Genomic DNA, 11,785 nt, shown 5'->3' on the forward strand with positions numbered 1-11,785 from the left:
ATTTCATTTTAGGTGACTGGATCTTTTTCGTGTGTACATGAGATACTCCGATGATCTTATATTTGTTTTGCCCTTATTGAAAGCCACATGTATATCTTTGATAAAATTTCGCTCTACTTATGATACGGTTCGGCTTAACGGGTCTATCGGATGATTCAACTATCGTTCCCCGATAGATCAATGGTTGCTGGATGTAATCACTCAATCACCAGCTTTTCGAGGTCTCCTCCGCATACGTTATATGCATTATAACTTGTACGATACTCCGAAGGTGATATTCCAAGCCGTTTACGAAAAGTAGTCGAAAAATGCGCAGCGCTAGAAAATCCAATAATGACAGCAATACGCGTTATAGTATAGTTTGTGTTTTCCAATAATTGTTTCGCTTTCTCAATACGTTTTTTCATGACATATTCCATTATCGTTATGCCTGAGACACGCGTTGGATTTCTTCCCCGGCATCCCCCATGATTTAGCATCCTCCTTATAAATGCGGGCAGAGGACCCTGCCGTTCCGGTAAACCAATAGATCGACACATTTGTCAGCAGCAGATCGCGGTCCGCCGGATCGCCAGAAGGAAACGCTATTAGACCGTTGGAATGAATTCCTATCACACGATCCGGAGCAAGATTGCCCATCTTCGGTGATATGATCGCCCCAGTGTCTCCTCCTTGCACGCCGAAGCGTTCATAGCCCAAGCGGCCCATCAATTCCAACCATGCTGCCGCTACTCGGTCCGTGTTCCAACCGATTTCATTCGTCGGGCCGGAGAATCCGAATCCCGGTATGGATGGGATCACCAGGTGAAAAGCGTCTTCCGGACGGCCGCCGTGAGCACGCGGATCGCTCAACGGACCGATGATATTCATAAACTCCACAATCGATCCCGGCCAGCCATGAGTAAGAATAAGCGGCATTGCGTCAGGTTCTGGAGATCGTACTTGAAGGAAGTGCACTTGTTGTCCGTCAATTGTCGTCGTATACTGCGGAAAGCGATTCAACGCATCTTCATATTTCCGCCAATCGTACTCCGTTCTCCAATATGCCGCCATTTCTTTCAGGTAACGGACAGGGACGCCGTAGTCCCAATCGATGGAATTCGGTTCGTCGGGCCAGCGCGTCCGCTCCAGACGGTCCCGGAGATCATCCAACGCTTGCTGGGGAATGTCGATGAGAAACGGGTGGATTTCGGTGTTTTCGTTGTGTTTGCGATCAATTGTTTGTTTGGATGCGTTCATTGGGATTACCTCCTAATTTGACTGGAACATTTGCTTAAAGCAGAGTTCCTGTCCATAGGATAATCCACCCTTGTTGCCAACAGGATGGCAACAACCTTAATATCCTTTTTCAATGTTCGTCTCTTGACTTAAATCAATGCCAGCAAACATCCCCCTAGTTAGAATGTAATCATTACTTAAACTTAGGGGTTTGTACATGGGTACTGCAAGGATGGGGTTCTCGGATCAGTAGGTGCCTCTTGTAAATGTCCGTCGCAGTAAAATTTCCGTTAGGGGGAGAAAATCATGAGAGCCATGGTTCAAATTTCATATGGTCCACCGGAAGTGATTGTTCTGCAAGAAATCACGAAACCGTCGCTTGGAAGCAAGGAGCTGCTCGTACATATTCAAGCTGCCAAAGTAGGGCCGTCGGACTGTGCCTTTCGCAAGGGCAATCTATTTATTAAGGTAATAATCTCCCATATTATTATTGTTTTTCGGAAATCGCCTCAGACAAACTATTGCCCCATCCGCTAATGAAGCAGAGGGGGCTTTTTTGTGTTCCTAGCAAAATAGTTCGTAGTAAGTAGGAGATTATGATAGCAATCTAATTTTTTATATCGTATGATTCTTCACATACAAAAAGATTTTGCAATAATAAGCTAATGCGGGCTATTTATATTTTCCGTACGGGAGTTTTTTCGGAATGGAGAGACTATGAAAAAAATTATTGTCTTTATGATTGCACTACTTATACTGTTCACCGGATTCGCAACACCAAGCTATGCATTATCAGATTCGCAATCTGATTCAATACAAACATTGTTGGATGATGCAAGCCGTATATCAGGTGTACCGGGAATGTCAATCTCCATACTTGCGAACAATGAAGTACTCTACTTTTCTTCCGGGTATGCAGATCGTGAAAAGGGACTGTCAGCAAGTGAAAACACTCTATATGAGCTGGCTTCGGTAAGTAAAGCTTTTACCGGCATGGGTATTCTGCTGATGGAAGAACAAGGACTGCTGTCAATGTCAGACCCTGTCCAGAAATATTTGCCTTGGTTTACGTTAAAGTATCAGGGTAAACACGTGGATATGCAAAGTATTACACTCAATAACTTTTTACACCATACTAGCGGCTTAACAAATGGCAGTCACAGTCAAAACATTCCACAAGGCAATACGCCGGATATGTTGCAAAAAACCGTAGAAATGCTCGTAGATTCTGAATTGTCGTTCTATTCTGGTGAGCAGTATACTTACGGAACTGTTAATTATGACGTATTAGGTCTGGTTATTGAGATTGTGTCGAGACAAAGCTATGAGGACTTTATGAGGGAACAGGTATTTCAGCCGTTGGGTCTTCACCAGACGTATGTTTATAAAGAAGATGCTCAAGCCACCGGACAGTTGGCACAGGGCTATCGTTCTTCCTTTTTTATGACAACTCCATATAATGCGCCGGATTATTCCGGGAATAAACCCGCAGGCTACATCATTTCTTGTACAAAAGATATGGCGCGTTGGATGGGCATACAGATGGGTATTGTGCAGGACATACCCGAAATATTCCATACGGTTATCGAAAAATCACATCAGGGTGATATGTCTGTTCCTGCTGTCAACGAAATGTATTATGCGGCGGGCTGGTCGGTAAACGCCAACCAAACGATTATAGAGCACCCCGGGGGCAATCCCAATTTCGGAACCGAAGTGGTCATACAGCCAAATGAACGAATAGCCATCAGCTTGCTGACCAACGGCGAAAATATCAATAGAAGCATGGTACTAAAAATTAAAGATATATTAGACGGCAATCTGACGCAGTCATATGGAATAAGCGGCACACAGCTTTTGGACATCATTTTGTCGTCTACCACAATTATTCTTTGCCTATTGGCTGTTCTGTTCTTTCTCTTGGGATTACGCAGAAGGAAAACGAATGAGCGGCAGCCAATGACCAAAAAGCGAATAATCGTAACAGCTATTTTGCTGTTTGCTACGATTGTCCAGTGTATACTGTGCTGTGCATTAGATTGGTCAACGATACTTATTTGGCGAACATATAGTGTTCTTACAACTTTGATTTCGTCGGCATTATTAACAGCAAGCATTACATGGTTTGTATACACTCACCGATATAATGCCTCGCTCCGAAAATAAGCATTTCATTCGTTCACTTATTGAAAAAAAGCCAAGGTTTCTTTTAATGAGAGAACAGCCCCTATTTTCGCCCTACTTATGATACGGTTCCCCCCGATTGATCTTCACCGCGCGATAAATCTGCTCCACCAGTACCAGCCGCATCAACTGGTGCGGCAGCGTCATGCGCCCGAAGCTGAGCTTCTGCTGGGCGCGGCGCAGCACGTCATCGGAGAGCCCGTGGCTCCCGCCGATGACGAACACCACATGGCTCGTCCCGTACGTGCCGAGCCGGTCCAAATGCGCGGCGAGCTCCTCCGAGCTCCACAGCTCGCCGCCGATCGCCAGAGCGATGACATGGGCATCGCTCTTCACGTGCGCCAAGATGCGCTCGCCCTCTCGCGCCTTCACGCCAAGCACCTCCGCCTCGCTCATCGTCTCCGGCGCTTTTTCGTCGGCCACCTCCGTCATCTGGAATTTTACATACGGCCCCAGCCGTTTGGCGTATTCCGCGATTCCCTGGACCAGGTATTTTTCCTTCAGTTTGCCGACTCCGATCAATTGAATAAGCATGGCTACCTCCCGCATCTGCCTCAAAATATATTATGATTATACTTTAGTCTCCCGCCGCAACAAAACGACACATCAGGTTTCTCAAAACACCGAGCTATTTGACTTTGCCTATAAGGCACCGTATGAAACGTTCCCCCCTGACAGGGCTATTCACTAATCCACTTCGCTTTCCGAGACTTTTTTTTCACCCTGCCATAGACGAATTTCTCACTTGCTCCAATAAATTTAAAATTCCACTGAACCATTTTCGCGTTCGGAGCGAATATAGGGGTGAGGCACACGGAAGGAGGAACGGGGCTTGCAAGATATCGACATTACTCCCTGGCTGCAAAAATTAAAAGAAGGGGACGAGGAAGCGTTTCGTCACGTCTACGACGCCACGGTCCAGGATGTCTACCGCATTGTCGCGCTGCTGATCCCTCGCCGTCAGGATATCGAGGACATCATGAGCGAAGTGTATTTGAAGTTATGGACTTCGATCGGGAATTACGACCCCACCAGGCCCTTCCGCTACTGGCTGCATGGCATCGCCGTCCGGCAGGTGCAGGATTGGAAGCGCAAAATGTGGCGCAAGCTCCGTTTGTTTGAGCGCCAAACCTTGCTGGAGATCAAGGAAGAATCGCCCCAAACCGACCACCCCGCCTTGAGGAACGAGACCAGCGAGGAAGTGCGGATGGCGCTCCACAAGCTGTCGTACAAGTTACGAGTCGTGATCGTACTTCGTTACTATCATGAATACACGTTCGGCGAAATCGCCGAGCTGCTGGACCTTCCTCAGGGAACCGTTAAATCCCGGCATCATCTGGCGTTGAAAGAACTGCGCAAATACGCCGTATTTTTGGAGGAACAAAAAGGGGGTGACTGCCTTGTCCATTGAAGATCAGTTAAAGGAGCAGATTCAGCGCGCCGCCCGGGAGCTGGAATGCCCGAAGGACCTCTCGGAGCGCGTATGGGAATCCAGCCGCCGTCACATCGGTCAAACTTCCGTTCCGCGTAAACCATCGGGACAAACCCGGCTCTTCCGTAAAGCCGCCCTAGCTTGCGCCGCCGCCTTCCTGTTGACCGCCGCCGTGATTGCCTCCGGCTTCGTATCGCCCGTGATGGCGGAAACGCTCGGCAAGCTCCCGTTTGTGCAGAACATTTTTAGGCTGGCTGGGGACTTCGGACTGCAAAGCGCCGTGGACAAAGGGCTGGTCAAAGAGATGCGGATCAGCGATACCCGGAACGGTTTTACGTTATCCGCAGTCCAGGTGCTTTACGACGGAACGCGGGCAAGCGTAGCCCTACAACTGGACGAGGCGGGACATCCGGCTTCCTTGTTTTCTCCCGTCAAAGACAACGGCATTGTACAGCAGCCTTCCAAAGGTAAGGGTTCCTTTAACCGGCTGGAGGCGCAAATCCGGGGGGCGAAAGGCAATGTGGCGTGGGTCCTCGGGCCGGGGGCCGATGCTTCCTCCGCCATTGTGACGGTCAGTGTGGCTTCCGATGAGAGTACCCGCCGTCCCGCCATGCCCGATCAATACACCTTGTCCCTGGAAATCAGCCTGAATGGAATTCATGAACCGTTTCAATTGGACATCCCCGTCCGGAAAAACACCAGCAATCGGGTTCTTTCCCTGAACACGGGCAAAACGTTCGGGAAGTTAAGCTGGAAACTGGATGAAATGGAATCGTCCCCCGTCTCCACCCGGCTGTTTTTGCAGACCTCGGGCATGACCGCGGACGGAAGAGAGATGTATTTTGATGTGGTGGACGAACAAGGGAATGAAGCGGGCTGGATCGACATCTACAGATATCGACTCCAAGATGGCCGCAAACAGCTCGACCTGCTTTACGAACCGCTGGCGGCGGACACCAGGTCCATCACGATTAAGCCCTTCTTGTACGTTTACAAGGATGCGCCCGACAACCGGATTGCCGAGATCGATTCCCATGGGAACTGGACCAAAGAGTACATTCCCGAATTACAATTGACCATTCCCTTACAAAAACAATGAAATGTTCAGGAGGTTTTACTTATGAAAAACGTGCAAAAAACCATCGCCATGCTGACCGTTACCGGGCTTTTGCTGGGCGCCGCCCCTTCTCTGACGGCCCCTGCGGCCGCCGCTCCCGCAAAAACCAACGCGGCTTCCAAGGCTTCCGCTCTTAACGGGATCAGCGCCAACCTGATCAAGGCGGCACAGGCCAAGCTGAAAGAAGTTACCGGCAAAACCTATACCTTCAGCAAAGCCGACAAATGGACCGAAGGCAAAAATACGAGCTGGGTTCTGCAAGTCAAAGAAGCCGCCAATAGCGAAGTGGATATTTTCAACGATAAAGTCGCCTACATCTCGGTTGTTCAGAAATGGGCCGACCTCAAAGACACCTATAAACAACAAATCAACGCCGCATTAAAGCTCGCGGATGCCGAAGCGACCAAGACGCCCGAAACGGTAACGCTAACCATCGGATACACCGCCGAGTATGCCAATCCCGGCAAGTTGGAACTGTTCGCTTCCGTGGGTGACCAATTTCTGACACTGCTGGACGGGAAAGCAAAACGTATCATGAGCCCGCTCCAGGTTGAAGAGGTGCCGGAAAGCGCCCTGCAGGCGGCCGACAAAGTTGCGGAAGGGTTAAACGGGGTAAAAAAGGGCAACTTGCTTAAGGCTTCCGTCGTGCTGAACGGTAAAGGCGAGAAATCCTACGAGCTGCAATTCGCCAGCGATGACGCGAACAATCCCATCTTCATCAACCTGAAAGAGGCGACCGGGCAAATTACCAAGGTCGAGCTGTCCAGCCTGGAGGACTCCTCCTCCGACTATACCAAGGGCTACAGCCAACTGAAAGGCTACACCGAAGCGCAATTGCTCAAGAACGCATCGCCCCAGGCCCTTAAGCTGCTGAATATCGACTTGACCGGCTATAAAGCCGCCAAGGACAAGGATCACCCGGGATCCATCGTCTTTACTAAAACCAATGCACCCACGGTAAAAGGAACCTATAACACCAAAGGTCAGTTCTATAACCTGGAATTGGCGGAGTAAAGCGCATACGGAAAGAGGACCAGCCTTTATGGCGGGTCCTCCTTTTTACTGTGAGACCGGATGCCCCGCCGCAACACATTAACGGGAAAACCTCCCGCTAATTCGGTCCGAATCTCACGAATCTCGAAATTACCTGGAATTTCTACCGTTAATCCCCCCCCGCAAGGCGGTTTTGGGCCATGTTCCGCTAATTTAGCGGGAGCTTTTCCAGGTAATTGATTCCCGGAAGTTAGAATCTGCCTCATTAGCTGGAGAAAATCCCGCTAAACACCTCATCGCCCGACAATGCACGGACTGTCCGAAGTTCGCTCTCCTTTTCCATGCAAAAGAGGCCGCCTCCTCCGCGCAAGTGGAGAAAAACCGCCCCATCGTTTTCACATTACATATTTTCTAAGTGTTCCGTATCACCCGGCCCGGTGCCAAGATTCGCGGCTAGCCGTCGGCAGAGCGATCCCTAACTAGACGATCAGAAACCTCGCTTCATGCTCGCACTCCTGGCATTTGACCGGCGGATCCCAGTCGATAAATTTCGTGTGCTCCAGGTCCACCACATCCGGTGCATCCTCAAACTCGTCGACAAACATGTCAATTGCCAGCTCCACATGATCTTTGCATACTACGTACATTCGCTCAAAGCATCCTTTCTTGCCGCCATCGCGGCGGGCTCCGTATTTACAGGTTGTCCTTTATTTGTTCTACCATACTCGGCCCAAAAAAGGAACCGTCCAAATCACACCGGATTTCGGACGGTTCCCCACATGCTGCTTCCTTACGTTCTTCAACGCGGCGTATAGAAGTTTTGCGTAAAGTACGATTGGTATTCACTCTTGTCCGAACCCAAAGCCACGCCGATCCCGAGCGTCGTAAAGGAGCTCTTCAGAATATTGGCCCGGTGGCCCGCGGAGTTGATCCAGCCGTTGTAGGCTTCAATCGCATCGTCATAGCCGGCCGCGATATTTTCACCCCAGGTGCGGTATTCCTTGAGACCCTGTGCCGCCATCCGGTCCCCGGCCGACAAACCGTCCGGCGTCTCGTGCTCGAAATAATTCCGCTTCGCCATGTCCTGGCTATGGAGCCGGGCCGCGGTGGCGGCCTTGTCGTTCCAGGTCAGCGGCTTAAGTCCTTTTTTTACCCGGAACGCATTGGTCAAATCAAAAATCTCCTGCTCCGTCACACTCAAAACCGCCTCCGAAAGACCACCTGATTTTACGCCGTCAAAATAGGCCTTGTCCTGAAGCATAACGCCGTCAACCGCTCCGCTCTCATGGGAATCCAGGAACAGCAGCACTCGGCTTCCCTGAGCCTGGTAACTCACCAATTGGTCTCCTGCCGCTTCGCCTTTGCCCCAAAGCTGGTCCGCCCGGGACTTTAAACCCTTCAGCCCTTGCGTATCCCCGGCTTCAAACTGCCAGCCCTCGCTGTTCGAGTACAAGGCGACCACTCGCCCTCCCGCGATGCCGATTTGGGCGTAACGCTTGTAATCGCTATTGTAGATGTACCAGCTCATGCTATGGCCGGTCACATCTTTGCGGGCCGGCTGGCCCAGCAATTGCGTGACCTTCGACTCGACGTCGCCGATCGCCACGCCCTGCAGCTGAATTCCCGCTTCAGCCTTGGCCGGCTTGTCCGGCTTTTCCGCCGCCGCGGGCACGCTACCCGAAGTCGTCTGCTGCTTCAATCTATACAAGAAGGTCTGCGCCTCCGCACGGGACAGCGCATCGTTCGGAGCGAAGCCCGCCACGCCGGAAGAACCGGCCTTCCCCTGCGCCAGACCTTTGTCCAGCACCAGTTGGACCGCTTCCGTTTCCGCCAAAGGCTGACCCATGACGGCCGCCATCAAACGCGCCACCTGGCCGCGGGTAATCTTCTGTTCCGGCTGATTCGCCACGGGCCAACCCGCATCCGAAGCCACTTTATAATAAGGCGTGTACCAAGGCTCCCCTGCCTTTTTCTCCCCAACGGCTTTTTCCGGATAGGCGCGTACCAGCATGACCAGAAATTCCGATTCCGTAACGGCTTGCGTTGGACGGAAGGTACCATCCGGGTATCCGCTCGTCACCCCGTTCTCCTGGGACCACATCACCATGTCGTAAGCCCAGTGCGAACCCGGGACATCCGAAAACCCGGCCGCCTTGGCCACCCCCGCCGGTCCCACCGCACCCATCAAGGCCGCTCCGGCCGCCCCCAGGATGGCAAGACTACTCATTCCCCGCTTCAGCGTTCTTTTCATCGCTCTCTGTCCCTTCTAAACTAAGCTGAAAATTCTTATCCCGTTAGTTCGACAAAAACCGATGAAATCCTTTAATTTTTAATCGCTTTCTTCCCAGGACCCTGCTTCAAGTAGTGACGGGATCGATAGACCTCAGCTATCCTCTTTGTTAAAAGCTAAGAAAAGAATCATGACCATGAGGCAAGACGTCCCGATCCATTGAAACAAGCCGAAGGAATCTTTTAGCCAAAATACGGTCGTCAATACAGCCGCTAACGGTTCCAAGCTGCCCAAAAGACTGGATTCCTTTGGTGACAAGCTGTTCAAGCTTTCGATATAAAACCAAAAAGGCAGCATCGTGCCAAAAATAATGACGAAACTCAAATATAGATAGGCTTCCATAGGTAAGCTCGTAACCTTCATATCCCAAGGCGGGTGGATAACACTCAAGGCCACGCCCCCGATCATCATAGCCCAGCCCACTATGACCAGCGAATCGTATCTCTCAAGAAAGCGGACTGCATACAAGGTATAAAAGGCAAGGGCAGCCCCGGATAATAATCCCCAAATCACTGCAAGGGACGGTACGGATAACTGAGACAAGGAACCGTTGGTCAGCAAGAAAAAACAACCTGCTAATGCAAGCGTTACAGCATACATCTCTTTCCTTGTTGGAGCGGATTGTTTACTGACGAATAAGTAAATCATAATGATTACAGGAGCTAAATATTGTAACAGCGTTGCTACAGCGGCGTTTCCCTTTTCTATGGAAGCCATATAAGTGTATTGAACCCCGAGCATTCCAACCAATCCGAACAAAATGAGTTGAAGCGAGAACTTTTTACTCTTCCAGATCTCAAGAATGCTCGCAGGACCCTTTTTCAGAGATTGAACCCCGAGCAGTAAAAATCCCGCAATCAGTAGACGTATTGTAACGAGCCAACCCATATCGATGCCGTATTGTTGGAACAGTTTTTTTGCTACCGTACCCCCAATCCCCCAAAGGATAGCGCCGGTCATGATGAAGAAAATCCCTTTCCCTCTACCCATAGTCAACTCCCTGATAAAGTATTAAAATAGTACTCTGTTTGACTATAATAAAGAGAAAATGCGTAAATTTATACTAATATCCAATGATAAAATATAAATATATTGAGATGGGGGTTTGTCGATGCAAATCAAGGATTTTACAATTGATCCCGATTTAAAAGAGCTGACCGAACATCGTACCACCACGTTGCCCATCGCGTGTTATCACACCACGATTAGTCACAATATAAACGGCTATATCCCTATGCATTGGCATGATGAGTTTCAATTTGTTCTCATTATGAAGGGACAAGCCGTCTTTCAAATTCAGGAAGAAAGCGTGACGCTGGACGAAGGAGACGGGCTATTTATTAATAGCGGCTGCCTCCACCTGGCCAGAGACAATCACCATTCCGGATGCGTTTATATTTGTTTAAATGTTTCTCCAAGTTTTGTTCTCTCGCAAGAACTTTTTAGATCTCATGTGTATCCTTATATAGGAGCGACCAACTTGCCTTACCTTCGCCTGACTCCCCAGGAGGATTGGGCCAAAAATATCGTCGACGCCATCCTGGAGATTGACCGTTTAATCCGGCAAAGTCCAGCTTTGTATCAAATTGATATTACGATACAGTTAGCCCACATCTGGAGAAACCTGGTCGCTAACGGTTTTCCATTAGAGTACAAAGAAGCTGAAATGCTGAAGAACCATAGAATGAAGAACATGCTGAATTGGATTCATCTCCATTTTGCCGAGAGGGTTCGTTTAGAGGACATCGCAAAAGAGGGGCAGCTGAGCAGGTCCGAATGTTGCCGCTATTTTAGACGGTTTCTAAAGAAAACCCCTTTAAATTATGTGATGGAATACCGCATTCAAAAAAGCCTGACCTTACTGCAACAACCCGAGTACAATGTCACCGACGTGGCTTATCAAGTAGGGTTCAATAGTACCAGCTACTTCATCCAGCAATTCAGAAAATCCATGAACATGACCCCGTTAGCCTACAAAAAGAGAAAAATTAGCCTTATCCCTTAAGGCTCTCCTCCGGCTCCATCGCTTCCGTCGGCGTGCGATCCAGCTCTTCGGCACACCCCGCTGCCGAAACGCCGGAAATCGGCAGCACCTTGGTCGGGCGGCAGCTATGGAAACCCACAGGCCGTACTCCTCGTGCATTGGGGCTTCCACGCGATCGACGACCGGCTCCGTCATTTGCGGTAGCCAGTCAGCTTGCCGCGTACATTAACGGGATTTTCTCCCGTTAAATCCGCCCACAGGGTGCGGCCCGCCCATTTACCTGGAATTTTGGAAAGTGGACACTATTTTTTTGGCTTTTATGTTAAGCCGACTTTTTCTTCTTTTGCAATTGAGCCGCAAAGCGTACTGGGGACATATATCCCAATGCTCCATGGATTCGTTTCCGGTTATAAAAGAACTCAATGTATTCAAATATTTCATCGTATGCCTGCTGCTGCGTCTTAAATTTGGTGCAGTAGATGAGTTCTTTTTTGAGAATACTATGGAACGATTCAATACAAGCGTTATCGTAACAGTTGCCTTTGCGGCTCATGCTGGCTTTCATCC

The 11,785-nt window shown here is 49.7% G+C and carries 14 protein-coding genes; 6 read left to right on the forward strand and 8 right to left on the reverse strand.

Annotation, left to right across the window (positions count from 1 at the left end; translation table 11 throughout):
- Positions 1-197 precede the first annotated feature (197 nt).
- Together LBW89_RS27890 and LBW89_RS09725 are read right to left on the reverse strand one after the other, a co-directional pair.
- Positions 198-479 carry a helix-turn-helix transcriptional regulator gene (locus LBW89_RS27890; protein WP_225039064.1) on the reverse strand — a complete coding sequence of 94 codons (282 nt, stop codon included), beginning with the start codon at positions 477-479 and terminating at the stop codon, positions 198-200.
- The gene (locus LBW89_RS09725) at positions 391-1,239 is read right to left on the reverse strand and encodes an epoxide hydrolase family protein (RefSeq protein ID WP_148454022.1); all 849 of its coding nucleotides are present in this window, start codon (positions 1,237-1,239) and stop codon (positions 391-393) included. Before LBW89_RS09725 ends, LBW89_RS27890 begins: the two co-directional genes overlap by 89 nt.
- Before the next feature lie 285 nt (positions 1,240-1,524).
- Between LBW89_RS09725 and LBW89_RS09730 the strand changes: the two genes are divergently transcribed.
- Positions 1,525-1,755 (forward strand): hypothetical protein, encoded by a 231-nt coding sequence (locus tag LBW89_RS09730; protein WP_211373311.1) that lies wholly within the window; start codon positions 1,525-1,527, stop codon positions 1,753-1,755.
- Between the two features lie 180 nt (positions 1,756-1,935).
- Complete coding sequence (locus tag LBW89_RS09735; protein WP_148454024.1) at positions 1,936-3,384, forward strand: serine hydrolase domain-containing protein; 1,449 nt, start codon at positions 1,936-1,938, stop codon at positions 3,382-3,384.
- A 72-nt stretch (positions 3,385-3,456) separates the two neighbouring features.
- On the opposite strand, the gene rlmH is transcribed toward LBW89_RS09735, so the two are convergent.
- On the reverse strand, positions 3,457-3,936 hold the full coding sequence (gene rlmH / locus LBW89_RS09740; RefSeq protein ID WP_148454027.1) for a 23S rRNA (pseudouridine(1915)-N(3))-methyltransferase RlmH: 480 nt from the start codon (positions 3,934-3,936) through the stop codon (positions 3,457-3,459).
- 298 nt (positions 3,937-4,234) lie between these two features.
- Here rlmH and LBW89_RS09745 point away from each other — a divergent pair, with 298 nt between their 5' ends.
- From LBW89_RS09745 to LBW89_RS09755, 3 genes are read left to right on the forward strand one after another with little or no spacing between them, the layout of a single operon-like run.
- Positions 4,235-4,813, forward strand: coding sequence for a sigma-70 family RNA polymerase sigma factor (locus LBW89_RS09745; RefSeq protein ID WP_148454029.1), 579 nt, complete (start codon positions 4,235-4,237; stop codon positions 4,811-4,813).
- The gene (locus LBW89_RS09750; protein ID WP_170287115.1) at positions 4,803-5,933 is read left to right on the forward strand and encodes a DUF4179 domain-containing protein; all 1,131 of its coding nucleotides are present in this window, start codon (positions 4,803-4,805) and stop codon (positions 5,931-5,933) included. The genes LBW89_RS09745 and LBW89_RS09750 overlap by 11 nt, the downstream gene beginning before the upstream one ends.
- A 21-nt stretch (positions 5,934-5,954) precedes the next feature.
- Complete coding sequence (locus tag LBW89_RS09755) at positions 5,955-6,965, forward strand: hypothetical protein (RefSeq protein ID WP_148454033.1); 1,011 nt, start codon at positions 5,955-5,957, stop codon at positions 6,963-6,965.
- Positions 6,966-7,423: 458 nt separating this feature from the next.
- On the opposite strand, the gene LBW89_RS09760 is transcribed toward LBW89_RS09755, so the two are convergent.
- The 3 genes from LBW89_RS09760 to LBW89_RS09770 all read right to left on the reverse strand — a co-directional run bounded on the left by LBW89_RS09760 (position 7,424) and on the right by LBW89_RS09770 (position 10,224).
- A complete protein-coding gene (locus tag LBW89_RS09760; RefSeq protein WP_148454035.1) occupies positions 7,424-7,591 on the reverse strand; it encodes a CxxH/CxxC protein in 168 nt (55 codons plus the stop codon).
- Positions 7,592-7,743: 152 nt separating this feature from the next.
- Positions 7,744-9,195 carry a CAP domain-containing protein gene (locus LBW89_RS09765; protein ID WP_225039065.1) on the reverse strand — a complete coding sequence of 484 codons (1,452 nt, stop codon included), beginning with the start codon at positions 9,193-9,195 and terminating at the stop codon, positions 7,744-7,746.
- A 132-nt stretch (positions 9,196-9,327) separates the two neighbouring features.
- Entirely contained in the window at positions 9,328-10,224 is an 897-nt protein-coding gene (locus LBW89_RS09770; protein WP_225039066.1) for an EamA family transporter, read from the reverse strand.
- 127 nt (positions 10,225-10,351) lie between these two features.
- Between LBW89_RS09770 and LBW89_RS09775 the strand changes: the two genes are divergently transcribed.
- Entirely contained in the window at positions 10,352-11,239 is an 888-nt protein-coding gene (locus LBW89_RS09775) for a helix-turn-helix transcriptional regulator (RefSeq protein WP_225039073.1), read from the forward strand.
- Here the strand turns inward: LBW89_RS09775 and LBW89_RS27475 are convergent.
- Positions 11,229-11,357, reverse strand: a complete 129-nt coding sequence (locus LBW89_RS27475) for a hypothetical protein (protein WP_263639096.1) — start codon at positions 11,355-11,357, stop codon at positions 11,229-11,231. The two genes, LBW89_RS09775 and LBW89_RS27475, sit on opposite strands and share 11 nt — an antisense overlap.
- A 183-nt stretch (positions 11,358-11,540) precedes the next feature.
- On the reverse strand, positions 11,541-11,785 hold a 245-nt coding region (locus LBW89_RS09780; protein WP_225039067.1), incomplete at its 5' end, for an IS3 family transposase.

Source organism: Paenibacillus sp. alder61, from assembly GCF_020179875.1.
Lineage (GTDB): Bacteria > Bacillota > Bacilli > Paenibacillales > Paenibacillaceae > Fontibacillus > Fontibacillus faecis.